Here is a 25774-nt window from a genome sequence, read left to right as displayed (position 1 = left end):
CCGCAAAGCATGAGATCCCGCTCAACTCCTGGAAAAGGGTCAATTGAAATCAGTTAAATGTGAGTGAAACCACTTTCATGGCGCCGGAAACAGGCGAAGATGAATCGAAAATGGACCAAAACAATGCAGAGGTAATTATGTTGTTAGAACCCGTAAATACTGCCAAAGCACGGCAACTATTGAACCAGAGTATGGCCTTGGTGCTCGCGGGGGGACGGGGCAGTCGCCTGAAGCAGTTGACCGACAACCGCGCCAAGCCTGCCGTCCATTTTGGCGGCAAGTTCCGCATCATCGACTTCGTGCTCTCCAACTGCATCAACTCCGGCATTCGCCGGGTCGGGGTGGTGACCCAGTACAAGTCCCACAGCCTGCTGCGCCACCTGCAATCAGGCTGGTCCTTCCTGCGCTACCAGATGAACGAGTTCATCGACTTGCTGCCCGCCCAGCAGCGGGTGGACGAGGTGCACTGGTATCGCGGCACCGCCGACGCCATCTACCAGAACGTCGACATCATCCGTGACTACGGCCCCAAATACATAGTGGTGCTGGCGGGGGATCACATCTACAAGATGGACTACGCCGCCATGCTGCTCGATCACGTGCGCCTCGGCGCCAAGGTGACGGTGGCCTGCATTGAGGTGCCGCGCGCGGATGCCTCCGCCTTCGGGGTGATGAACATCGACGAGCAGCGCAAGATCCGCGCCTTCGTGGAGAAGCCGGCCAATCCGCCCGCCATGCCGGGTAACGAAAACGTCTCCCTGGCCTCCATGGGCATCTACATCTTCGAGGCGGAGTACCTCTATCAGCTGCTGGAAGAGGACATCCACAACCAGGAGTCCAAACACGATTTCGGCATGGACGTGATCCCGCGCATCGTGGGGGAGGGCAAGGCGTTTGCCCACCCGTTCACCATGTCCTGCGTGGGGGCCAAGGAGGGGCAGAAACCCTACTGGCGCGACGTGGGTACCCTGGATTCGTTCTGGGAGGCCAACATGGATCTCGCCTCCGTGGTGCCCGAGCTCGACATCTATGACGAGAACTGGCCCATCTGGACCAGCCAGACCATGACGCCGCCGGCCAAGTTCGTGCAGGACAGAAATGGCCAGCACGGCATGACCATCAACTCCATGTTCGCGGGGGGCTCGATCGTCAGTGGCTCCTTCGTGCTCAACTCCGTGCTGTTCACCCATGTGCGGGTGCACTCCTTCTGCACCCTGGATCAGGCCATCATTTTCCCCGGTGTCGAGATTGGCTCGGGTTGCCGGTTGCGGCGGGTGGTGGTGGACAAGGGCTGCAAGCTGCCCGACGGGCTGGTGGTGGGGGAGAACGCCGACGAGGACAGCCGCCGCTTCTATCGCTCCGAGCAGGGTATCGTGCTGGTGACCAAGGAGATGCTGGCCAAGCTGGGGTGATGTCACGCCCAACACCAGACGCCACAACTAAAAAGGGAGCCGATATGGCTCCCTTTTTCTATTCAGCGAGTGGCTGATTATTTTTCGGTGATCAGCGCCTTGGCGGCCATCACCATGGCGGTGCCGTGCTTGCCACCGGCGGCGGTCACTTGCGGGACGCCATCTTCGTCGGTGTCACCACCGGCCCCTTCGATGACGTTCTCGCCGGAGTCGCCGATCCACTCGGCCATCTGCATGCCGCCGTTGACGGTGCCACGGAACCAGCTCACGTAGCGCTGGGTCAGCTGGGCCAGCTCCAGCGCCGGGGCTTTCTCGCCGCCTTCGTTGCGCAGGTTCAGCATGGCGGAGCGCAGGGCGCCGGAGATGGCGGCCTGGGTCCAGGGGGTGTATTCGCCCTGCTTGCCGGCGAGCCAGGTACCGGCCTTGGCATTGAAGTAGGCCTTGTCGGCGGCGATGAACAGCTCGCGCGCCGCCGTGCGGTACTTGGCATCCGAGGTCGCCAGGAAGGCGGCGGTCAGGCCGCGGATGGCGGCAAACTGCGCATCGATGGACTGGCCGGCATCGAGCTTGCCACCCAGGGTGATCCCATCGTGTACCAGCCCATTTTTGCCCTTGAGATTGGTGAGGATGAAGTCGGCCTGCTGGCGGATCAGCACCAGCGCCTGCTGGCCCTGAGCGGTCTTCAGGTTCAGCTCGCCATTGTCACCAGCGGCGTAACCGACCGGCAGTGCATTCTGGGCGCGCTGGAAGATCTGCAGGGCGACCAGGCTGTAGGCGGCGTCAAAGGTGGTGACGTGCTTGCCCTGTTTGCCGGCCTGCCAGCTGTCGACCAGGGTGCCGGCCTTGGGTTCGAAGTGCAGGGCATTGAGGTTCTTGAACACCATGCCGGAGAGGTTCAGCGCCAGGGAGAAGGCATCGTCACCCGCTACCAGCTTGGCGGCATCGCTGCCCTTGTTGGCGGCCGGTGCGGCGGCGAACGGGGCACCGTCAAACACGGCGTGGAAGGCCGGGTTCTGGTTGGTGTTGGCGCTGCGCTGATCGGTGAAGGCGTAGAACTCGGAGAGCGGCCACAGCATCATCCAGGCGTCGCGCAGCTGGGCGGAGCCGTCCACCACCTCGAGCTTGCCGATGGCGCCGACGTCGTTCTTGCCGGTCTCGGTCACTTTTACCTGATGGGGGAAGTAGACGATACCCTTGGCCGGATCGTACTGCGGGGTGATCTTGGCGCCCAGCTGCTTGCCGTCAAAGCCGAGCTGACCCTGCAGGATGGCCAGCTTGTCGATGGACTGCTCGGTCAGCATCATGCCGTTGAAGCCGTCGGCGGCAGAGACCCCCAGCTTGTGCTTGCCGTCCTGATCCATGGTGGCGGACGCGGCTTCCACCTCTTCATCGGTCTCGGCCACGTGCATGCCACCGAGGAAGTCCTGGGACCACATCACCTCTTTGAGCAGGATGCCGCCCACGGCTGCCGGCACCAGCAGATTGTCACTGCCGCTCCAGCGCAGGGTGGTGTAGTCGCGGAAGTAGGCCGGCACCTGGGTCTTGACGCTCTTCTCGTTGCCCTTGGCGGTCTTGATGGTGATCTGGTCGCCGTTGACCGGGGTGGCGTTGACGGCTTGCGCGAACTCCGGATTGGCGGAGGAGTAGGGCAGGGAGAGGGGATACATGCCCTGCGGCACTTCATCGGCCGGGAAGCCGACCGCATCGGCCATGGCCAGCACCCGCTGGCCGAGGGAGGCCATGGTGCCGCCGCGAGCCTGGTTTTGCGGCCCGTTCACCAGATGGGGGCCCATGCCGGATTGGTAGTTGAGGGCGTACATCGCCTCTTCGGAGTATTCGTAGGATTCGATGCCGGCGGCGAAGTCGAACGGGGTTGGCTCATTGGCGCGGTTGGCGTCCAGCACATCCAGATCCAGACCGAGGGCCTCGGCCAGCGGCTCGCCGGAGAGTTCGAACTCGGTGTAGGCCAGCATGTTGGCGGCAGTGTTGAATGTCTTGTCTTCTACCTTGACGGCGGCGTGTGCGGCGCCGCTCAGGATCGCGCAGGCGATCGCCTGGACCAGTACGGTTTTTCTCATGTCCCTTCTCACCATATGTTTGATTTTATTATGACGCTTCTCATGAATCTAAATGAGAATGGTGTGCATTATGAGGCAAAGGGGGAAGCTTGAGAAGAAAAAACCGCGCCCCTGGAGTTGAAGAGAAGAGGGGCGCGGTTGGGGGTCAGAGCAGCTTGAAGGGGATGACCAGCCGGCCGGGCTCCACCTTGAGTGCCTCGACTTTATCTTTGATCCTGGCTTCGTTCTTGCGACTGCCGTCCAGCCGGTAGACGGGGGTCTGGGAGAGGAACAGCGAGAGCGACTGGTTGAAGGTGGGCAGCAGCGGGGTGAGGGCGGTGCCCACGTCGGCCGGCTCGGTCTTGACCGAGATGAGCTCGAGATCGCGCAGGTAGATGGCGCCCTGCTCGGCCACGTAGTCGGGGCGGGCGCTCAGGGAGAGGCGGATCTTCATCTGCTGGCTGCCAAGGGGGCTCGCCACCTGCAGATCGCCGGCGGCATCCAGTTCGACCCGGTTGGCCTGGCGGCGACCGATGCGGCTTTGCATCTCATCGAGGCGGATCTTGCTCGACATGATGCCGGGGATCCCCAGCTGCTTTTCGAAGGCGACCCTCTCTTTGAGGTATTGGTTGATCTCCCCTTCGCTGACGTTGTACTGGGTGAGTGAACAGGCGGCCAACAGCAGGCTGAGGGGGAGCAGAAGCAGGTGCTTTAACATCGAGGATCCCGTGGGTTGAGACAATGGTCATAAAGATGGCGCCATCTTAGGGGGAAATGGCGTTCGCTGCCAGCGCGGGCGGCGAGCCCGCGGTTTTTGTCGCAGCCTCATATGGGGGGTTGGCTGTGGTGCTCATACGGACAAGGCTGGCCGGACCTGCACGGTGGGCCGCAGCAGCCGTGGCACATGCCATATCCACAGATAAGTTCCAGTTTTATCGGCATAAAAATCCCATTGACCGGGGGATTTCAAAGCGAGTATTTTACCGCCGCACAAATACAAACTGATAATCATTATCATTTTGAATCATATTTGAGGGTGTAACGTGGATACTCTTGTGATGGAAAATAGCGCGCCTGCCCAGGCTGCGTCTTCGCCCGAATTCTTGTTTACCTCGGGTCAGGGTACGCTCAGTGCCACTGATCTGGGCCTGCCTATCACCACCCCCGCCTGTGAATGGCCTTTGCTAGAACAACAGATTGCCGATGCGCTGGCAGCCGCCAGTGCCGCCGGCCAGGCCAACCCCCTGCTCATCGGTGCCTTCGCGTTCGACCCGGCGGAAGCCTCCTGCCTCTATGTGCCCGGCCGCTATGAGCGGGGCGATCGCCCTGTCCCGCCGGCACAGGTGCCGGCGACAGCGGCGATGGCAGAGCAGGCCGTCGAGGCCAACCGGGTCATCTCGGTGCAGAGCACCCCGCCGGCCAGCGAATTCCAGGCCTCGGTCAGTGCGGCGCTGGATGCGTTTGCACAAGGCCGGCTCGCCAAGGTGGTGCTGTCGCGCAAACTCACCCTTACCCTGCACCAGCCCGCCGACCCTAAGCGGGTGATGGCCCGTTTGATGGCCCAGAATCCCCACGCCTTCCACTTCTCCCTGCCGCTCGGCCAGCACCGCCGCCTGCTTGGCGCCAGCCCGGAGCTGCTGCTGAGGGTCAGCGGGGGAGAGGTGTTCACCCACCCGCTGGCGGGCTCCGCCCGTCGGGCGAGCGAGCCGGCGCAAGATGAAATGGTGGCCCGGGATCTGCTGGCTTCTCGCAAGGATCAGCATGAGCACCGCCTGGTGATCGACGAGATCCGCCGGGTGCTGACGCCCCACTGCCGCGAGCTGGCGATCCCCGCTCATCCTTCCCTGATGAGCACGGATACCCTCTGGCATCTGGGTACCCCCATCGCCGGGCGGCTCAATGGCGGCGAGGCATCGGTACTATCACTTGCCTGCCAGCTTCATCCCACCCCGGCCCTGTGCGGCTATCCCACCGATCTGGCCCGCCAGTTCATCCGCGAGCAGGAGCCCTTCCGGCGCGCCCTGTTCAGCGGCATCGTCGGCTGGTGCGACAGCCAGGGCAACGGCGAGTGGGCCGTGGTGATCCGCTGCGGTGTGCTCGACGGCCATCAGGTTGAGCTGTTTGCCGGCGCCGGTATCGTCGCGGGCTCGGATCCCGCCATGGAGTGGGCCGAGACCGGCACCAAGCTGGGCACCATGCTCAAGGCCCTTGGCCTGGATTTGGAGGTGGCGCAATGACCCAGTCCAACCGCTTCCTGCCCTATACCCGCTGGCCTGACGCATTGGCCCAGCTGTACCGCGCCAAGGGCTATTGGCGTGGCGAGCCGCTGACCGCCATGCTGGCGCGTCAGTGCGAACTGGCCCCCGACGCCGAGGCCATCCTCTGCGGCGAGCGCCGCTTCAGCTATCGCGAGCTGGACACCGCCTCGAGCCGGCTGGCCGCAAATCTGGCCCGCCACGGCCTGGGGGTGGGGGACACAGCGCTGGTGCAGCTCCCCAACGTGGCCGAGTTCTATCTGGTGTTCTTCGCCCTGCTCAAAGTCGGCATAGCGCCGGTCAACGCCCTGTTCAGTCACAACCGGCTGGAGCTCCTCTCTTATGCCGAGCAGATCACTCCGCGCCTCTTTGTCGGCTCGCTGGCTCATCCGCTGTTTGCGAGCAAGGGGCGCGAGAGCGAGCTGCTGACAACCATAGACGCCGAACTGGTGCTGCTCGATGGCGAGAGCGGGGAACTGGGGCTGACCCACTGGTTGACGAAGGTGGCTGAGAGTGAGCCGGTGAAATCTGGCCCGACCCCGGCGGACGAGGTGGCCTTCTTCCAGCTCTCCGGTGGCAGCACCGGCACTCCCAAGCTCATCCCCCGCACCCACGATGACTACCTGTACAGCGTGCGCCGCAGCAATGAAATATGTGAATTGGGGCCCCATACCCGCTATCTGTGCGCCCTGCCGGCGCCCCACAACTTCCCCTTGAGTTCTCCGGGTGCCCTGGGGGTGTTCGAGGCGGGCGGCACCGTGGTGCTCGCACCCGACCCCAGCCCCATCAGCTGTTTCCCGCTGATCGCCCGCCACCGGGTCAACCTCACCTCGCTGGTGCCGCCGGCGGTCTCGCTCTGGCTGCAGGCAGCGGAAGCGGACCCCGCTGCGCGCACTCAGCTCGAGAGCCTCGACTTGCTGCAAGTTGGCGGCGCCAAGCTGGGGGAGGCGGTGGCCAGCAAGATAGGGCCGCTGCTCGGTTGCCGGCTGCAGCAGGTGTTCGGCATGGCGGAGGGGCTGGTCAACTACACCCGGCTGGACGACCCCGATGAGAAGGTGATTCACACCCAGGGCCGCCCCATGAGCCCGGACGACGAGGTGCGCATCCTCGATGAGGCGGGCAATCCGGTCGCCCCCGGCCAGCCTGGCGCCCTGCACACCCGCGGCCCCTATACCTTCCGCGGTTACTACCAGAGCCCGGCTCACAACACCCGGGTGTTTGATGCCGAGGGCTTCTACTGCTCCGGCGATCTGGTGGTACAGGATGCCGATGGTTACCTCACCGTGGTAGGGCGGCAGAAGGATCAGATCAACCGGGGCGGTGAGAAGATCGCAGCGGAAGAGGTGGAAAACCAGCTGCTGCACCACCCGGCCATCACCCATGCGGCCCTGGTCTCCATGCCCGACAGCGCCATGGGGGAGAAGAGCTGCGCCTTTATCGTCACCACCGAGCCGGGGCTCAAGCCGCTGGCCTTGCGCAAGTTTCTGCGTGAGCGCGGGGTGGCGGACTTCAAGCTGCCCGACCGTTTCGAAACCCTGGACGCCCTGCCCATGACGGCGGTGGGCAAGATTGACAAGCAGGGGCTGCGGGCGCGCATTGCGCACGCCATCGCCGCCAACCAGTCCCTGACAACAGCATAAAACTAAAAGGAATCATGACGTTATGGCTATCCCAACCCTGAACAATTACGCCATGCCCAGCCAGTGGAAGGCCAACAAGGTCAACTGGACCCTGGATCCCAAACGCGCCGCCCTGCTGATCCACGACATGCAGGAGTACTTCACCGCCTTCTATGGTGAAAACAGCCCGCTGATCGCAGCGCTCACCGAGCGCCTGGCCGCCGTGCGCAAACAGTGCAAGGCCCTCGGCATCCCGGTCTTCTACACCGCCCAGCCCAAGGATCAATCCCCTGAAGATCGCGCCCTGCTCAACGACATGTGGGGCCCGGGTCTCAACAAGCGGCCAGAGCAGCAGCAGGTGGTGGCGGCGCTGCGCCCAGAGCGTGACGACACCGTGCTGGTCAAGTGGCGTTACAGCGCCTTCCAGCGCTCCGAGCTTGAGCAGATGCTCAAAGCGCTGGGGCGGGATCAGCTGATCATCGGCGGCATCTACGGCCATATCGGCTGCATGATGACCGCCTGCGACGCCTTCATGCGCGACATCCAGCCCTTCTTCCTGGCGGACGGGGTGGCGGACTTCTCCCTGGCCGATCACCAGATGGCGCTCGACTACGTGGCGACCCGCTGCGGCAAGGTGATCCCCTGCGAGGAGGTGCTGGCCCTTGCCCCGGCGTCCGCTTCTGCCGCCCAGACTAATCCGCTCCTGACCAATCCGTTGCTGACGTATGAGGGGCTCAAGGCGCGGCTGCTGAGCCATATCGACGAGGACGAAGGGGAGTTTGACCCCGACGAGAACCTCATCGACTACGGTCTGGATTCGGTGCGGATCATGGCCCTGCTCACCGAGTGGCGCGCCGCCGGGGTGGAGCTCGGCTTCGTGGATCTCGCCAAGCTGCCGACCCTCAACGGCTGGTGGCGCCTCATCGAGGCCAAGCTGGCAGCCCAGGCGCTGGAGGTGGCCCCATGAACCGCTTCCCCTTGACCATTCCCCAGCAGGGGCTCTGGTCCGGACATCTGTTAAACGACGACAAGGCGATGTTCAACACCGCCGAGTGCATCGCCTTCGACGGCAAGGTCGAGGCGGCCGTGCTGGCCGCAGCCCTTGCCAAAGCGGTGGGGGAGTGCGAGGCACTCAAGGGCTACTTCGAAGACGATAAGGAGGCGGTCTGCTTCGTCTCGCATGAGCTGCCCCTGGCCTATGAAGAGGTCTCCCTCGAGCGCGATGACGAGACGCTGGCCCGCGCCTGGGCCTGGGCCGATCTGCGCCGCCCGTTCGAGCTGACCCAAGAGGCGCCCTGCCGTTTCGCCTTGCTGCGCGGCCCCGGCCGCGATTATCTCTACAGCTGCGTGCACCACATCGCCCTCGACGGCTTTGGCACTACCTTGCTGTTCCAGCGCATCGCCGAGTTGTATGCAGAGGGGCTGGCCGGTGAGATGAACTCCCCATCCCCCTTCGGCTCGTTGGCGGAGGTGCTGGCCGAAGAGGCGAGCCGCGAGCAGAGCGGCAAGAACGCCGCCGCTCGCGCCTTCTGGCAGGAGCAGTTGAAGGAATGGCCCGAGGTGACATCCTTTGGCGAGACCCGCGCGCCCATCGCCGCCGAATTTATCCGCGAGAGCTGCCCGCTGCCGGCGGTGCTGTGGCAATCCCTGACCGGCTTTGCCGACGAGCACAAGCTGGGCTGGCCCGATCTGCTGCTGGCCGGCCTGTCTGCACAGCTGTCGCTGTCGAGCGGCCAGGATAAGACCCTGCTTGGCCTGATGATGATGAACCGCATCGGCTCGGCATCGTTGACTGTGCCCTGCATGCAGATGAACATCACCCCCCTTGCTCTGGAGCTCGAAGAGGGGCTGAGTCTGGCGGGAGCCGCCGGCGCCGTGGCCAAGGCCAAACGCGGGGTGCGCAAACACCAGCACTACCGCTACGAGCTGCTACGCCGCGACCTTGGCCTGGTGGGGGGCGACAAGCGCCTGTTCGGCCCGCTGGTCAACATCATGCCGTTCGATCACGCTCGCCGCTTCGGGCCACTATCTGCCCATATTCTCAACATCAGTGCCGGCCCGGTGGAGGATCTCACCATCGAGGTGCAGGTTGGCGTCGATGGCCAGCCCAGACTGGATCTGGACGCCAACCCCGGCTGCTATCAGCAGGGGGATCTGGCGGCCATCGCCGATACCCTGTTTACCCTGCTGGGCCGCTGGCTGGCCGAGCCCGCCCAGACGCTGGGGGCGCTCAAGGCCGACTGGCTGGCGGAGCAGCGGGCCAGCGCCCTGATCGCCGGCCCCACCCATGAAGTGATCAAGACGCGGCCGGTGCTGGAGGCGCTCTGCCACTTCGCCGCCCAGACCCCGGACAAGATCGCGCTGGAGCAGGGAGAGGCCCGCTTCAGTTATGAGGCGCTGCTGGCCCGATCTGAACAGATGGCGGCCGCCCTGCAGGCCGCAGGCGTCGCCCCCGGCGACAAGGTGGGGGTCATGCTGGCCCGCACCCCCCAGGCCATCTTCGCCCAGCTGGCGGTGCTGCTGGCGGGCGCCGTCTACGTGCCGCTCGACCCCGAGCAGCCGCTGGAGCGCCAGGGCCATATTCTGCGGCTGGGGGAGGTCAAGACTCTGATCACCCAGGCCGAGTACCGTCACAAGCTGGCCAGCCTGTTTGAGGGGCGTACTCTCTTGGTTGGGGATCTTCTGGCGGGGGATCTGGTGAGCGATAACCGCTTGAATCAGCCGGCCGCCGGCCGCGCCGTCGCCTACCTGATGTTCACCTCGGGCTCCACCGGCCTGCCCAAAGGGGTGGCAGTGAGCCACGGCGCGCTGGATCACTTCGCCGCCGCCGCCCGCTGCCGTTATCACCTGGATGAAGAGGCGCGGATGCTGCAATTCGCCCCCTTCAACTTCGACGCCAGCATCGAGGAGGTGTTCGCCACCCTGAGCGCCGGTGCCACCCTGGTGCTGCGTACCGACGCCCTGCTCGAATCCATGCCCGCCTTTGCGGCCGGGGTGGAGCAGATGGGGATCACCCACCTCGATCTGCCCACCGCGTTCTGGAACGAGTGGGTGGTGGCGCTGACGGCGGGCCAGGCCCATATCCCTGCCAATCTGGCCACCGTCATCATTGGCGGCGAGGCGGTCTACCCCGAGCAGCTGGCCCAGTGGCAGCGCCAGGGCCGCTCCGATGTGCGCCTCTTCAACACCTACGGCCCCACCGAAACGACCGTGGTGGTGACCACCCAGGAGTTGCAACAGGAAGACCCGAGCCAGACCCAGTTGCCCATCGGCCTGCCGCTGCCCGGCATGCAGGCGCTCATCCTGGGGGCGGGGGAGCAACCCGCCAGCGAGGGGGAGCTGGTGCTGCTCGGCCCGCAGCTGGCCAACGGCTATGTGGGCAGCGCGCAGAGCGCGAATGTGCAGAGTGCGCAGGGCGGTTTCGGCACCCTGCGGGTTGGCGCGGAGCAGATGCCCGTCTATCGCACCGGCGATCGGGTGCGCCTGGTAGACGGCCGGCTGGTCTACCTCGGTCGGCGCGACAATGAATTCAAGATAAGCGGCTATCGCATCCAGCCCGGTGAGGTGGAAGCCCAACTGCTGGCCCTGCCGGGGGTGGACGAGGCCTGCGTGCAGGGGGTGAGCATCGGCAGCGTGCGCCGGCTGGTGGCCTTTGTGGCGGGGCCGGAGTGCGACAGCCGGGTCATCAAGGCGCAGCTGGCCAAGGTGTTGCCTGCCGCCATGATCCCCACCGACTATCGCCACTATGACCAGCTGCCCCGCACCGGCTCCAACAAGCTGGATCGCAAGGCCCTGCTGGCCGCCTACCAGGCGGGCGGCGAAGCCCTGACCCTGGGCAGCGAGACCGAGAACCGGGTCGGCGCCATCTGGCAGCAGATCCTGGGGCTCGCCACCATGGCGCCCGCCGACAACTTCTTCGAACTGGGGGGCCAGTCCCTGCAGACCATTCAGATCGTCAACCGGCTCGGCGCCGAGTTTGGGGTGCAGGTCAAGGTCTCCGATGTGTTCGATCACCCTCGCCTAGACGACTTCTGCCGTTTCCTCGACGGCCTGCTTGCCGAGGACGAAGAGAGCGTGGAGATGGTGTGGTGATGAACAAGGAGCAACAAGCAATGGCCTTTGATTTCACTGGCAAGCGGGTCTGGGTGACCGGGGCCGGGCGCGGCATCGGCCGCGAGGTGGCGACGCAGTTCGTGGCAGCCGGAGCAATCGTGGTGGGGCTGGATCTGGCATTTCCCGAAGCCGACTACCCCTATGCCACCCGGCTGCTCGATATCGGCGATTCGAAGGCGGTCAACGCCTGCTGCGCAGCGCTGCTGGCGGACGGCGGGCTCGATGTGCTGGTGAACGGGGCCGGGGTCTTGCGCCTCGGTTCTACCGAAGTCCTGAGCGATGACGACTGGCACGACTGCATGACGGTCAACGCCAGCGGCGTCTTCTATCTGCTGCGGGCCCTGGTGCCCCACTTCAAGGGGCAGCGGCGCGGAGCCATCGTCACCATCGGCTCCAACGCCGCCCATGTGCCGCGCATGCAGATGGCGGCCTACTGCGCCTCCAAGGCGGCGGTCACCAGCTTGACCCAGACGGTGGGGCTGGAGCTGGCACCCTTCGGCGTGCGCGCCAACCTGGTGTCGCCGGGCTCGACGGATACCCCCATGCTGCGCGGCATGCTGCCGAATGAAGAGGCCATGGCCCGCACCATTGCCGGGTTGCCGGAGCAGTTCAAGCTCGGCATCCCCCTGCGCAAGGTCGCCACCCCGGCGGAGATCGCCCATACCGTCCTCTTCCTGGCCTCGGATCTGGCCAGCCACATCACGCTGCAGGATCTGGTCGTCGACGGCGGCGCCACCCTGAGTGCCTGAGGCTTGAGAAACAGATGAACAATATGATTTTGCTGTTGAAACAGCTGGAACGGCAGGGGGTCAAGCTGGCGCTGAACGACAAGGGCCAGCTTATCTCCCAGTCGAGCAAGGAGGCGGTGACGCCGGCCATCGGCGCCACCATCAAGGCCCACAAGGATGAGCTGGTGCGCTGCCTGGCGGCCCGTGCCGCCTTCGAAGAACCTATCGTCGCCGAGGGCGCCCGGCAGGGCCCGCTCTCCTCGTCCCAGAGCGGGCTCTGGTTTATCGAGCAGTACGAGGAGGCCTCCCACCTCTACAACATGCCGGTCTATTTTCGCGTCAAGGGAGAGCTGGATACGGCGGCGCTGGAGTTTGCCTTCGACCACCTGTTTGCCCGCCACCCCAGCATGCGCACCCGCTTCATCAAGGACGAGGCGGGCAGGGGCGCCCAGGAGATCCTGCCCCACACGCCTTTCAAGTTGCAGATTGAGGACGTGAGCGCAGAGCCCGCTGCCGAGCGTGAGGCCTATGTGGCCCGCCGGGTGCGGGAAGAGATTGGCCGCCCCTTCTCCCTGACCCAGGGGGATCTGAGCCGGGTGCACCTGATCCGGCTGGGCAGCCGCGAGCACGTGCTGCTGATCACCCAGCACCACATCATCTCCGACGGCTGGTCGGTCAAGAACATGTTCGCGGATCTCAAGCGCGCCTTTCTTGCCCATCAGAACCGCGAGCCCCTGCAGGTGAGCGAACTGCCGCTCACCTACATCGACTATGCCCGCTGGTTCAACTCACCGCGTTTTCTCGATTATCACGCCGAGTTCAAGCCGTTCTGGGTCGACCGGCTCGGTGGCAGCCCCGAGGTGCACGGCCTGCCGCTGGACAAGCCGCGCCCGGCCCATCAGGACAGCGGCGGCGAGCTGGTCTTCTCCACCATCGACAACGATCTGTGGGAGAGCTTCAAGCGCCTCTGCCAACGTCACAGCACCTCCAACTTCATCGGTCTGCACGCCCTGTTTGCCCTGCTGATGGTGCGCCAGAGCGGCGAGAAGGAGGTGGTGATCGGCACCCCGCTCGCCTATCGCGAGCGCCATGAGATCGAGTCCCTGGTGGGCTTCTTCGTCAACACCCTGGTGCTGCGCACTCAACTCAGCGGCAAGCCCAGCTTTGTCGACTATCTGCAGCAGTGCCGGGAGGAGGATCTGGCGGCCTTCGATCACCAGCTCTACCGCTTCGAGGCGCTGGCCGAGGCCATCGGCGCGGATCGCACCACCGCCATCAACCCCATCTTCCAGATCATGCTGGTCTATCAGGCCAAGGTGGACTTCAACGATCTCATCCCCGGCTGCCAGCTGGTGGAGGAGACCTCGCCTGTGCTGCCAGCCAAGACCGACATCTCGGTCAAGGTGACCGAGCTGATGGATTCGGTCAGGGTGGACTGGCTGTTTGCCACCGCCCTGTTCGAGCGAGAGACCATCCAGGCTCTTGCCGATCGCCTGCTGCACCTGATGCGCGCCATGGTGGCGGCCCCCGAGACCGACATCTGGCAACTGCCGCTGGAAGCGGGCACCGATCAGGCCGCGCTGGCCGCACAGCTTGCCGACTTGCCGCGGGATTACCCGAGCCGCGACACCCTGCTCTGCCATATCGAGCGGCGCGCTATTCAGTTGCCGGACGCGCTGGCGGTGAGCGACGGCGCGCAATCGTTGACCTATGGCGAGCTGGAGGTGCGTGCCAACCGGCTGGCCCACTGGCTGCAGGCCCAGGGCGTCACCCCGGGTGCCGCCATCGGCATCCAGGCCAGACGCGATGTCGCTTTCGTGATTGCCCTGCTCGCCTGCTGGAAGGCGGGGGCAGCCTATGTGCCGCTCGATCCTGCCTATCCCGCCGAGCGGCTGGCCCATATCTTAGGCGATGCATCCATCAGCCTGGTGTTGGGCGGCGTGCCGGACCCGCGGCTTGGCGAGGCGCTGGCGGGCACGACTGCCGAATATCACGATCTGCACGGGCTTGCACTGGACAAGATGCCAACCAGCACGCCCGCACTACCCCGGGACGCCGCCATGCTGGCCCAGATCATCTACACCTCCGGCAGCACCGGCCTGCCCAAGGGGGTCATGGTGGAGCAGGGCAGCCTGGTCAACCTGATGGCGGATCACGGCGAGCGCATCGCCCTTGATCAGAATGGTGCCATGTTCAACTGCATGTCCCTCTCGTTTGATGCGGGCAACATGACCAGCTTGCTGCCCCTGTACTGCGGCGCGGCCCTGCACTTCGGCGAGCCGGGCGAGGGGGTGATCGGTGCCGCGATCGCTTGCGGCGCCAGCCATATGATCCTGCCCACGGCGCTCTTGGCGAATCTATTGCCAGCGGCGGATCTCGGCTCCCTCAAGGCTATCGGCTTTGGCGGTGAGGCGTGCCCGAGCAGCCTGGTGGAGCGCTGGGGGGAGCGGGTGGCCTTGTTCAACATGTACGGCCCGACCGAGTGCACCGTCACCGCGCTCTGCGCGCGGCTCACCCCGGGGGAGCCCATCACCATAGGTCGCCCCGTCAACAACCTGAAGGCGCTGATCCTGGACGAGGCGGGCAACCTCTGCCCGGTGGGGGTCCCCGGTGAGCTCTGCCTGGCGGGGCTGGGGCTGGCCCGCGGCTACCTCAATCTGCCAGAGCGCACCCAGGAGGCCTTTATCGAGCTGGCGTTGGCGGAACGTACCCATCGCCTCTATCGCACCGGCGATCGGGCCCTGCTGCGCCGCGATGGCAACATCCAGTATCTGGGGCGGACAGACGAGCAGATCAAGCTGCGCGGCTATCGTATCGAGCCGGGGGAGATAGAGACCCGGCTTGCCGAATTGTGCCCGGTCATCCGCCAGATCAAGGTGGTGGTGCAGGAGGGTCGTCTGCTCGCTTACGCCTGTTTGCTGGCCGGGGCGAGCGAGCCCGACGGCGACGCCCTGCTACAGCGGGCCGGCGAGTGCCTGCCCGAATACATGGTGCCGGCCCGCCTCTGCTGGCTGCCCGAGATGCCGCTCACCCCCAACGGCAAGCTGGATTTGCGCCGCCTGCCCGCCATCGTCTGGCAGCAGAGCAAGGGCGAGCCGCAAAACGAACTGGAGCAGACCGTGCTTGCCATCTGGCAAGGGGTGCTCAAGCAGCCGCTCGGGGTGGAGGATGACTTCTTCCGCTTGGGTGGTGACTCCATCCTCAGCATCCAGCTCACCACCCGGTTGCGGGATGCGGGGCTGCACTGCAGCGTGAAGGACGTGTTCGAAGCCAAGACGGTGCGCCGCCTCTGCCGCCAGCTCGGCCAGCAGCAGGCGGTCAGCCACAGGAGCGAGCAGGGCAGCCTGACCGGCGAGTTCCCGCTCCACCCTATTCAGCACTGGTTCTTCGAACAGGGCTTTGCCAAGTCCGGTCACTGGAACCAGGGGGTGATCCTGCGCCTGCCGGCCGGGGTGGACGATGAGGCCCTGGGTGGCTGGCTGAATGCGTTGCGCCAGCATCACGATGCCCTGCGCCTGGCGGTGACCCCGACCGGCCAACGCTATTTGGCCGAGCTGGCATTGCCGCCGCTGCCGACCCTGGATGCCGCCAATCTCGACGAGGCCGGGCTGCAGGTCCGCCTGACCGAGCTGCAGGGAGATTTCGACCCTGCCAGCGGCCACACCCTGGCCTGGGCCCGCTTGCGCAATCTCTCTCTGGAAGGTGAGCGGGAGGGCGAGCGCGAGACGGTGGAGGGGCTCTTCCTCGCCTTCCATCACCTGGTCATCGATGCGGTTTCCTGGCGCATTCTGGCCGAGGATCTGGCACGGGTGAGCAGGGGTGAGCCGCTGCCCGCCAAGGGCAGCAGCTATCGCCAGTGGGGCGAGGGGCTAGCGGCCTACGCCAAACGGGAAGAGGAACAGCTTGGCTTCTGGCTGGCTCAGGGGGAAGGCAGCCAGGGTCACCTGCTGGAAGCGGCGCGCGCCGCCGATGGCCGCGCCGCCGCCAGCTTGCTGCAGCTGAGTCAGGAGACCACGGCTCGTCTCATCGACTCCGCCAACCAGGCCTACTTCACCCGGGTGCCCGACCTGTTGCTGGCGGCCCTGACCCGTACCCTGAGCGAGCAGGGTTACGGCAGCCGTCACTGCGTGATGCTGGAAGGGCATGGCCGTGAGGCCATCGATGCGGAACTCGACGTGAGCCGTACCCTGGGCTGGTTCACCAGCACCTACCCGTTGGCGCTGGCAGATGCCGGGGCGTGGGATGCGCTGGTGTGCGCCACCAAGGAGCAGCTGCGCGCCGTGCCGGACAAGGGGGTGGGCTTCAACGCCCTGCGGCTGCACCACCCACGTGGCTGGGCACTGCCCGAAGCCCTGGTGGTCTTCAATTACCTGGGGGTCAGCCATCAGGGCGAGGCTGCTCAGCCCTGGCAGCCCCTGCCGCTGGCGCCGGGGGCACCCACGTCCCCTGACAACCTGCCGCGCGAGCTGGTGAGCCTGCACGGGGGCGTGTTTGATGGCCGTCTCACCCTGCGCCAGGTGGGCGCCCTCAACCAGCAGGCGAGCGACGCCCTGATGACGCGGCTGGCGGACAACCTGACGGCGCTGGTGGAGCACTGCTGCGCGGTGAAGGCCCCGCGCCATACCCCGAGCGACTTCCCGGGGCTTGGCCTCTCGCAAGCTGCGCTCGATCGGGTGCTGAACGGGCGCGAGGTGGAGACCCTGCTGCCCATGACCTCGCTTCAGCAGAGCATGTTCCATCACAGGGCGCTGCTGCCCCGGGATCACGCCTATCACCTGCAGACCGAGATCGCCTATCACCAGCCGCTGGACGTGGCGGTCTACCGTCAGGCCTGGCAGGGGCAGATCGCCCGTTGGCCGGCCCTTCGCAGCGAACTGGTGCTGGCGGATGGGGTCGCGCTGCAGCGCATCCTCAAGCATGCCGAGTTGCCATTCCACTATGAGGACTTGTCCGAGGTGGGGAATGAGGCGGGAGAGGCACGGGTCCAGGCCTATCGCGAGCAGGATCTGGCCCGTCCGATCCCGCTGGAGCCGGCGCCCCTGCTGCGCCTTGCCTGCTTCAAATTGGCCCCCGATCACCACAAGGTGATCTTCAGCGCCCATCACGGCGTGCTGGATGGCTGGAGCGGCCCCGTGTTGCTGGGTTCCTTGCATCGCGGCTATCAGGCGCTGATGAACGGCCTGCTGCCACAAGCCGAGCCGGATACCGCCTGGCTCGAATTTGGCCGCCATATCGCCAGCCAAACCCGCAGCGCCGACGCCTACTGGCAGGGGCGTGGCGAGCTCCTGGCAACGCCTAACGATCTCGCCTGCCTGTTCGGGGTGACGCTGGACGCGGGCTCCAGCGGGCGCCATACCCAGCAGCGACCGGCGGTGTGCGCCACGGCGTTGCCGGCCGAGGTGGCGACCTTGCTCGCCCATCGTGCCCGCGACCTTGGCGTGACCGCGGGTCTGTTGGCCCAATATGCCTGGCACCGGCTGCTGGCACGCCGCTCTGGCGATGCCGTCACCCTGGTGGGCAACGTGACCCCAGGGCGTGACTATCCCATCGAGGGGATCACCGTGAGCGTCGGGCTCTACATCAACAGCCTGCCACTGGCCCTGGCGTGGCGCACCGAGCTGACCCTGGCCGAGCATATCGCCCGGTTGCAGACCGACCTGATGGCGCTCAATGAGCATGGCACCCAGTCGCTGGCGGCACTGACCAAAGGCCGGGCACGTCTGTTCCAGAGTCTGTTCGTGTTCGAGAACTACCCCATGCCGGCGGCCCCTGCCGCCCCCGAACCCCACCAGCTGGTGCCGCGCTTTGGCACCGTGGTGGAGAAGGTGGAGCTGCCGCTCTCCTTGGTGGTCAGCAGCCGGGGCGAGACGCTCCAGCTGCGCCTCGAGTTTGACGGCGAGCAGATCCCCGAGGTCCGGGCCGAGGCGGTGCTGGCTGACTGGCTGGCCGAGCTCGACTGGCTGGCGCAGGCGGATCTGAGCCAGCCGGCCAGAGTGGCGGCGGTACAGCCCCCGGTGATGCCACAGGTGGCCTCCACCAGGGCGGAGTCCGGCCTGGCTCAGCCGCCGGCCGAGGCCCGTGTGCTGGTGGCCCTGTGGGAGCGCCAGTGCGGCGTGCCCGGCATCTGGCAGCAGACCCTGTGTGAACTCGGGGTGGATTCGGTGCAGCAGCTCGCCCTGCTGGCGGCCCTCAACGAGGCGTTTGGCCAGGATCGGGCGCCGCTCACCCTGCAGACCCTCAAGGCCCATCCATCCCCCAGCCGGCTCTATCGACACTGGCTGGTGCGCCAAACGGAGGCCGCGCTATGACAGTGACCATCAAGCATGAGGCTCCGCTCATGCAAACCCGGCCTGCCCCCCGTGAGGGGGCGGCCAACCTGGGCGCGCGGCTGGCGGCATGTCTGGCCGCCACCCCGCTGGCCCCCGCCATTTGTATGGGCGGGGAGTACCTCAGTGAGGGCGGATCAGATGAGCAGTGGCTTAGCTATGGCGCGCTCAATGATCGGGTGGCCCGGATTGCCGCCCGCCTGCAGGGGCTGGCGGTGGGGGAGCGGGTCGGCCTCTATCTCTCCCGCAGCCCCGATCTGGTGGCCAGCCTGCTGGCCTGCCTGCGGCTCGGCCTCACCTTCGTGCCCCTTGAGCCGGACTTTCCGGTGGAGCGGCTGCAGGGGATCGCCCGCCAGGCGCGCCTGTCGGCGGTGATCTGCGACGGCGACAGACCGGCCCCCGCCTTTGGCTGTCCGCTGCGTACCCTCGACGGGCCCGCAGCGGCAGGGGCCGTCTCCTGGCCTCAGGTGGATGACGCCCTGGCTGCCTACATGATGTTCACCTCGGGCTCCACCGGCGAGCCCAAGGGGGTGGTCATCAGCCGGCGGGCCCTGCTCTGCTTCCTCGACGGGATCCGCGAGCGGCTCGGGCTCTCACCGAACAGCCACTGGCTCTTCATCACCACCCCGGCCTTTGATATCTCGCTGCTGGAGATGCTGGGGCCGCTCTGGGGCGGTGGCCGGCTGACGGTGGCTGGCGGTGAGCACAACAAGGATCCGCTGGGGATGCTGGCGCTGCTCGAGGCCGACCCCTCCATCAACTGGCTGCAGGCCACCCCGGCCTGCTGGCGCATGCTGCTCAAGGCCGGTTGGCAGGGGCGCAATACCCTCACCGCCCTGTGCGGCGGCGAGGCACTGGACTCAGTGTTGGCCGAGCAGCTCTGTGCCCGCACCCGGCGACTGTGGAACTGCTACGGGCCCACAGAGGCCACCGTCTGGTCGCTGGTGAGCGAGGTGCGCTGGCCGCCGACTGATGGCCAGATCACCATCAGCCACAGCCTGCCCGGCTATCGGCACTGGGTGCTGGACGAAGCGGGGCAACCGGTGGCAGAGGGGGAGTGCGGGGAGCTCTGCATCGAGAGCCCGGCCCTGTGCGAGGGGTACTGGCGCAAGCCTGCCTTGACCAGCGCCGCCTTCCTGCGCCTTGCCACCCATCGCCTCTATCGCACCGGCGATCGGGTACGACGGCTGGGGGCGGACAGCTTCCTCTATCTGGGTCGGCGCGACGATCAGGTCAAGCTGCGCGGTTTTCGCATCGAGCTCGGCGAGGTGGAGGCGGGGCTGCGCCGCCAGGCCGGGGTGCAGGAGGCGGCGGTGCGTCTGGTGGGCGAGGGGGACGATGCCATGCTGGTGGGCTACGTGGAGGCGAAAAGCGGGGTGACCCTCAACCGGCTTGCCCTGCGCAAGGGGCTGCAGGCGACGCTGCCGCACTACATGGTGCCGGCGCGGCTCATCCTGCTGGATGCCCTGCCCAAGACCGGCAGCGGCAAATTGGATAGGAAGGCGCTGCCGCTAAACGAGTAAGAGATATGTCGGAAGGCCATAAACCCGAAATAAAATAAAAAAGCCCCCGCACCTAGGTGCGGGGGCTTTTTTGACGATGATTGCCGGGCGCGTTACTGGCTGCTGAACAGCTTGGTCTGGGGAGTGGACTGGGCGGTCAGGCTCATGCGACCGGAAGTCTCCAGCCAGGATTTGATCCGCTTGGCATCGGCCACTCGGGCATTGGGGGTATCGGCATTGAGCAGCACCATGATCACCGGCTCGCGGTTGATCTGGGTGGCCATCACCAGGCAGCGACCCGCCTCGCGGATATAGCCGGTCTTGGAGAGGGAGATGGGCCAGCTCCCTTCGCGCACCAGCCGGTTGGAGTTGAGGTAGTGCAGCTGACGCTTGCCGTTGCGCACCATGCGCTCCTCGGTGGAGGAGTACTGGCGAATAAGCGGATAGGTGGATGCCGCCGCCACCAGCTTGGCGAGATCGTGGGCGCTGGAGACGTTGCGGGGGGTGAGGCCGGTACTGTCGGAGAACTGGGTGCTCCACATGCCGAGCATGCGGGCCTTGGCGTTCATCGCCTCGATGAAGGCGCGCTGGCCACCCGGGTAGTTTCTGGCCAGCGCCGAGGCTGCGCGGTTTTCCGACGACATCAGGGCGATATGCAGCATGTCGGCCCGGCTCAGGCGCGAGCCCACCGCCAGCCGCGATCCGGTGCCCTTGAGTCTGTCCACGTCGGCCATGGTGACGGTCAGCATCTCGGAGAGCCGCTGGTTGGCATCGAGCACCACCAGCGCCGTCATCAGCTTGGTGATGGAGGCTATCGGCATCACCCGGTTGGCGTTGCGCTCCGACAGCACTTCACCGGTGCGCGGGTTGGCCACCACGAAGGCGGCGGAGCTCAGCGCCAGATCGTTGCGCTGCTCCAGAAAGCTGTTGGGGGAGTGGGACTGGGCTGAAAACGGATTGGCCTGGGCGCTCTCCATGCTGACGGGAACAAGGAAGGCACCGAGCAACAGGGTAAGAAAAGGGCGAGTAATCATGATTTGACGCTACCGTACGGCTGACAGGGATATTTGGCTAAGTTATATGACGGTAATTGATGCTTCACAACGTCTAATGGCCCGATATTTCAATTTTATGGGATGGCGCACCTTGAAATAACGGTAATGGCGGCTATGGGTGGCTTCATACGAGTAATGATGGGGTGGGGAGGAATGGAGAACCTGGTCGAGGTGCGCGGCTGACGGCGCCCCCTGGCCGCCAGATAGTGACTTTTTTACCTCTCTCTGCTGCTTGTTTCCTTCCTCTCGCTCATTCTGGGTGATCATCTCTGCTGAAAACGGCCTGATCAGGGTCGACAACATGCGCTGATGGTCGCCATGGCCGGATGTGGATCATCACAGGATCAAGGGGATAACGGCAGGGCTCTTGGCATGCACCCGCTATGGTGTCATGGCCACCCGCATCAGCGTCGAGGGGCTGTTTTCGACAAAGTAGTGCCAGAGGTGATCATAGAGTGCCTGCTGGCCGGGGAAGCCCGCCAGCGCCTTGGCCTCGGCCAGGGTGCACCAGCGGTACTCGGTGTGCTCGTGGTTGAGGGTCACCGCCTGCGTTGGCGGGCAGTAGACCACGAACACCGGCACCAGACAGACGGTGTTGGTGGCGTGCTCGTAAAACTGCTCCAGATACTGGCCGTTGTAGAGTTCGTGCACGACGATGCCGGTCTCCTCGCGAAATTCGCGCACTATGGTTTGCCAACCGGTTTCCCCTGCCTCGACCGTGCCCGCCACATGACACCAGAAGCCGCCCTTGACCCGTTTCATCATCAGCAACCGGGTCTCGCCCTGGACGGTGGAGAGCGCAGCGCCGGAGACGGTGTGACAGCGAATGGGGATCATGGGAGAGGCTCCAGAAACAGGTTCAATGGACGCCTATGTTCGGCCGCCGACGGGAGGTTGGCAAGTCATTTCCCTGCCGGCGGCGCTTGTGCGGGCCCAACGTGACAGGGGCATTCAGCCCCTGTCACGCGCGCGGTCAGCCTCCCATCATGCGGGCGGTCTGGATCGCCTCGATCAGCGCGGTCCGGTTGATGCGGGGGCGCTCCTCGTCCAGCAACTGCTGCCAGAGGGCGATGGCCTGGGAGTAGCGGCCGTGCAGGAAGTGATCGGAGGCGAGCAGCATCAGGGCGCTCACCTCACCTTTGTCCTGCTTGAGCGCGCTACCCAGCAGGCGCTGCGCCTCCGGGGTCAGCTGCTGGCCCGCCTGGTAGTAGAGCGCAGTCGCCTGGGCGGCCTGGGTCGCGGCGCTGGCCCCCCCTTCTTGCAGAGCGAGGCGCTGGTAGGCGAGCAGGGCGTTGGCGTACTCGTCCCGATAGAGATAGAGCTGGCCGAGCGCCGCCCAGCCGTCGAGATCGGCAGGGTTGGCTTGCAGACGCTGGTGCAGGGCGCCCAGCTCCTTGTCCTGCAGATCCCGCGGGCTCAATCCCGCCAGCGGATCGGGGCGTGACTGATAAGCCTGCCACGCCTGATAGCGGCCGGTGCCGGCATAAATACCGACCATCAGCGCCAGCAGCAGGGCTCCAAGCAGTATCCAGGCACGCAGCCAGGGCAGCGGACGGGCGGTGCGATCTCTTACCAGCCGATCGCGCAGAGCTTGCTCGGCGGTTGGGGTGGCGTTGGCGAGGCGGGCCAGCTCCAGCTCCCGGTAGAGGCGGCTGTGGGGGGCAAGCCCCGCCTGCTGCTCGGCCATGATCAGCCGGTTCAGCTCGGCCCTGGGGTCGTGGGCGAGCATCCCCTCGGCTCTGTCGCCGATAAGCGGCACCCGCGCCGGTTGCCGACGATGCAGGCTCCTGCGCAGGCGGTTGAGCGCCAGCAACAGCAAGAGGGCGGGGCCGCCCCACAGCAGCGCCGTGCTGCGCTTGAAGGGGGGATCGTAGCGCACGAAGTCACCGAAGCGCTCCGTCATGCGGGCGATCACCTGCTCATCAGACTGCCCCTCGTCCACCCAGCGATAGACTTCGAGCCGCAGATCCCGGGCGATGGGGGAGTTGGACTCCACCAGGTTCTGGTTCTGGCACTGGGGACAGCGCAGGGCGCGGGCCAGCTCCTGAGCGCGGGTCTGCCGCTCGGGGTGGCGAAACTCATAGGTGTCGACCCCGCTGGCAAGGGCCCCGAGGCTCAAGGCCAGCAAGAGCGGCGCGATCAGGGCGTGGCCGAGGCGGCTCATGGCATGCTCTCCTGCACTTGTCTCCCCACTTCTTTCTCCACGTCGGGCGGGCTGGCGGTGTTGCTGCGGGCCTTTGCAAGCAGGGGGGCAAACTGGCGTTGCCAGATCTCCCGGGTGAGCAGGCCGGTATGGCGGGTCAGCAGGGTACCGTCGCCGGCGAAGAGATAGGTTTCCGGCGTGCCATAGACGCCAAGCTCCAGTGCGAGTCTGCCGTCGGGGTCGGCCAGCACGGCGCGATAGGGGTTGCCCGCCTGAATAAGCCAGGCGCGGGCGGCATCGCCCTTGTCCCGGTAGTTGAGGCCGTAGAGGGGCACGGCGCTGGCCAGCTCACCCAGCAGCGGATGCTCGGCGCGGCAGTTGGGGCACCAGCTGGCCCAGACGTTGAGCACGAAGGGCTCCCCCTTGAGCGCCGCGGTGTGAATGGGGGCGCCGCCAAGCAGATCGTCACTCTGCCAGGCAGGCAGGGTGCGCCCTGCGACGGCCTCATCCTGGCTGTAGGGGTTGTTGCCAAGGCCGAGCCAGAGCAGAGCACCGAGTCCCAGGGTGAGCACGAGCGGCACGAACAGGCGCAGACGGGCGTTCATAAGGTCTCCTGTTCAAGCCGAGGGTAGGGGGCGGCAGCTGGGGCTGGATGGCTAGCCAGCAGCGGCCGGCGGGCGAGCAGGCGCAGGGTACCGCCCGCCATCATCAACAGGCCACCTAGCCAGATCCAGCGCACCAGCGGCTTGTAGTGCAGCCGCATGGCATAGGCGCCGGGCCCCATCTTATCGCCAAGCACCACGTAGAGATCGCCAAACACTCCCCACGCGATGCCGGGTTCGTTCATGTTCATGGTGCGCACGCTGTAATGGCGCCGCTCCGGCGTTAGCCGCGCCACCTCTTTACCGTCCTTATGCACGCTGAGAGTGATGCGCTCGGCGGTGTAGTTGGGGCCGATGATCGGCTCGCTCCCCTCATAGCGAAACTCGAAGGCGCCGAGCCGATAGGGCTGGCCTGCGGCGAGTACCGCTCCCCCCTCCTGACTGTGGTGACTCACCTGCGCAATGCCGAGGGCGCACACCGCCACCCCGAGGTGGGCCAGCAGGCTGCCGAACCGATTGAGGGTGAGCTCGTGCCGCGACGTCGGTTGCAAGAGCGGGAGCAGCAGGCTGGCCATCAGCCAGAGGCTCAGCACGTTGGCCGCAAGCCCGAGCCAACCGCCCCGCAGCGGCTCGGGATAGGCGAGGCTCAGCAAGGCGCCCCCCAGCAGGCCGAACAGGCATGGGAGCAGCACCTTGATGCGGCGCTGGGCTGCCAGATGCTGCCAGCGCAGGCGCGGCAGCTGGGTCATCAGCGCCATCAGGCAGAGGGCCAGCGGCACGAAGATGGTATTGAAATAGGGGGCGCCCACCGAGAGCGAGCCCAGATGGAGCGACTGGAACACCATGGGGTAGAAGGTGCCGAGCAGCACGCTGGCGCAGGCCACGCTGAGCAGTAGGATGGCGGCGCCGAGCAGCCCCTCTTTTGACAGCAGGCCAAAGCGGGCATAGGGGGCGCGAATGTCCGCCCGCAGGGCAAACAGGGTGAGGGCGCAGGTCAATAGCAAGCCGAGCAGCAACAAGAGGGTGAGGCCGCGGCTGGGGTCGACCGCAAAGGCGTGCACCGAGGTGAGCACCCCGGAGCGCACCACGAAGGTGCCGAGCAGGCTCAGCGAAAAGGTGAAGATGGAGAGCAGCAGCACGGCGTGGCCGTAAGCGCCGCGCTTCTCGCACACCACCAGGGCGTGCAGCAGGGCGGTACCGAGCAGCCAGGGTAAGAGAGAGGCATTTTCCACCGGATCCCAGAACCACCAGCCGCCCCAGCCGAGCTCGTAATAGGCCCACCAGGAGCCCAGCACGATGCCGGCGGTGAGAAACACCCAGGAGCCGAGCGCCCAGGGGCGGCTCCAGTGGGCCACGGCGCCATCGAGCCGACCCGAGTGGAGCGCTGCCATGGCGAAGGCGAAGTTGACCGAAAAGCCGACATAACCGAGATAGAGCAGGGGCGGGTGAATGATGAGGCCGATGTCCTGCAGCATGGGGTTGAGATCGCGTCCCTCCAGCGGCCCCGGGAACTGGCGGTCAAACGGGCTGGAGAAGATCAGGGTATAGAGGCCGAACAGCCCGACGATCAGCCCCATGATGGCCAATACCCGGGTGCGGATGAGCGGATCGACCCGCCTGGAGCAAAGGGCCACCAGGGCGCCCCACAGCCCCAGCGCAAAGACGAAGAACAGCATGGAGCCCTCGTGGCCGCCCCACACGGCCGCCAGCTTGAAGCCCAGCGGCAGGGCGCTGTTGGCGTGCTGGGCCACATAGACCAGGGTGAAGTCATCCTGGCCAAAACAGCTGGCGAGCAGCAGCAGAGCGGCCCCGAGCAGGAGCGCGACCAGGAGGGCCAGCGGTGTTGCGCAGCCCAGCAGCAGGCGTGAGGCGAGCCGCAATCCCAGCCAGGGCAGGGTGCCTTGCAGCAGGGCGAGCCCGGTCGCCAGCAACAGTGAGAGATAGCCGAGCTCCGCCAGCACA

15 protein-coding genes are annotated in these 25774 nt (G+C 65.9%); 8 read left to right on the top strand and 7 right to left on the bottom strand.

Annotation, left to right across the window (positions count from 1 at the left end; all coding sequences use genetic code 11):
• The first annotated feature begins 137 nt into the window (after positions 1-137).
• A complete protein-coding gene (gene glgC / locus ACPW75_RS09795; RefSeq protein ID WP_077096860.1) occupies positions 138-1412 on the top strand; it encodes a glucose-1-phosphate adenylyltransferase in 1275 nt (424 codons plus the stop codon).
• 77 nt (positions 1413-1489) lie between these two features.
• Here the strand turns inward: glgC and ACPW75_RS09790 are convergent, their stop codons facing one another.
• Together ACPW75_RS09790 and ACPW75_RS09785 are read right to left on the bottom strand one after the other, a co-directional pair.
• Positions 1490-3490 (bottom strand): hypothetical protein, encoded by a 2001-nt coding sequence (locus ACPW75_RS09790; protein WP_077096856.1) that lies wholly within the window; start codon positions 3488-3490, stop codon positions 1490-1492.
• A gap of 145 nt (positions 3491-3635) precedes the next feature.
• Positions 3636-4187 carry a lipoprotein gene (locus ACPW75_RS09785; protein WP_077096854.1) on the bottom strand — a complete coding sequence of 184 codons (552 nt, stop codon included), beginning with the start codon at positions 4185-4187 and terminating at the stop codon, positions 3636-3638.
• A 325-nt stretch (positions 4188-4512) separates the two neighbouring features.
• Between ACPW75_RS09785 and amoC the strand changes: the two genes are divergently transcribed.
• From amoC to amoH, 7 genes are read left to right on the top strand one after another with little or no spacing between them, the layout of a single operon-like run.
• Positions 4513-5706, top strand: a complete 1194-nt coding sequence (gene amoC, locus ACPW75_RS09780) for an amonabactin biosynthesis isochorismate synthase AmoC (RefSeq protein ID WP_077096852.1) — start codon at positions 4513-4515, stop codon at positions 5704-5706.
• Positions 5703-7364 carry an amonabactin biosynthesis (2,3-dihydroxybenzoyl)adenylate synthase AmoE gene (gene amoE, locus ACPW75_RS09775; RefSeq protein ID WP_077096850.1) on the top strand — a complete coding sequence of 554 codons (1662 nt, stop codon included), beginning with the start codon at positions 5703-5705 and terminating at the stop codon, positions 7362-7364. Before amoC ends, amoE begins: the two co-directional genes overlap by 4 nt.
• A 22-nt stretch (positions 7365-7386) precedes the next feature.
• Entirely contained in the window at positions 7387-8310 is a 924-nt protein-coding gene (gene amoB, locus ACPW75_RS09770) for an amonabactin biosynthesis bifunctional protein AmoB (protein WP_077096848.1), read from the top strand.
• Complete coding sequence (gene amoF, locus ACPW75_RS09765; RefSeq protein ID WP_264098223.1) at positions 8307-11435, top strand: amonabactin biosynthesis non-ribosomal peptide synthetase AmoF; 3129 nt, start codon at positions 8307-8309, stop codon at positions 11433-11435. Before amoB ends, amoF begins: the two co-directional genes overlap by 4 nt.
• A 20-nt stretch (positions 11436-11455) precedes the next feature.
• Positions 11456-12205, top strand: coding sequence for an amonabactin biosynthesis protein AmoA (amoA, locus tag ACPW75_RS09760; protein ID WP_077096846.1), 750 nt, complete (start codon positions 11456-11458; stop codon positions 12203-12205).
• 14 nt (positions 12206-12219) lie between these two features.
• The gene (amoG, locus tag ACPW75_RS09755) at positions 12220-18492 is read left to right on the top strand and encodes an amonabactin biosynthesis non-ribosomal peptide synthetase AmoG (protein ID WP_143239005.1); all 6273 of its coding nucleotides are present in this window, start codon (positions 12220-12222) and stop codon (positions 18490-18492) included.
• A complete protein-coding gene (amoH, locus tag ACPW75_RS09750) occupies positions 18489-20033 on the top strand; it encodes an amonabactin biosynthesis glycine adenylation protein AmoH (RefSeq protein WP_077096844.1) in 1545 nt (514 codons plus the stop codon). The genes amoG and amoH overlap by 4 nt, the downstream gene beginning before the upstream one ends.
• 92 nt (positions 20034-20125) lie before the next feature.
• On the opposite strand, the gene pbpG is transcribed toward amoH, so the two are convergent.
• From pbpG to nrfE, 5 genes are all read right to left on the bottom strand, one after another.
• Entirely contained in the window at positions 20126-21046 is a 921-nt protein-coding gene (pbpG, locus tag ACPW75_RS09745; RefSeq protein WP_011706303.1) for a D-alanyl-D-alanine endopeptidase, read from the bottom strand.
• A gap of 402 nt (positions 21047-21448) precedes the next feature.
• Entirely contained in the window at positions 21449-21904 is a 456-nt protein-coding gene (locus ACPW75_RS09740) for an NUDIX hydrolase (RefSeq protein ID WP_077096842.1), read from the bottom strand.
• Positions 21905-22040: 136 nt separating this feature from the next.
• Complete coding sequence (nrfF, locus tag ACPW75_RS09735; protein ID WP_077096840.1) at positions 22041-23231, bottom strand: heme lyase NrfEFG subunit NrfF; 1191 nt, start codon at positions 23229-23231, stop codon at positions 22041-22043.
• Positions 23228-23815, bottom strand: coding sequence for a DsbE family thiol:disulfide interchange protein (locus ACPW75_RS09730; protein ID WP_077096838.1), 588 nt, complete (start codon positions 23813-23815; stop codon positions 23228-23230). The genes nrfF and ACPW75_RS09730 overlap by 4 nt, the downstream gene beginning before the upstream one ends.
• Positions 23812-25773: a heme lyase NrfEFG subunit NrfE gene (gene nrfE / locus ACPW75_RS09725; RefSeq protein ID WP_077096836.1), complete on the bottom strand. Its 1962-nt coding sequence runs from the start codon at positions 25771-25773 to the stop codon at positions 23812-23814. The genes ACPW75_RS09730 and nrfE overlap by 4 nt, the downstream gene beginning before the upstream one ends.
• Position 25774: the final 1 nt, after the last annotated feature.

Origin of the sequence: Aeromonas sp. FL131 (assembly GCF_049860615.1) — a bacterium.
Lineage (GTDB): Bacteria > Pseudomonadota > Gammaproteobacteria > Enterobacterales > Aeromonadaceae > Aeromonas > Aeromonas hydrophila.
The sequence above is the reverse complement of the archived record's forward strand: the minus strand, read 5'-3'. Positions and strand labels throughout refer to the sequence as shown.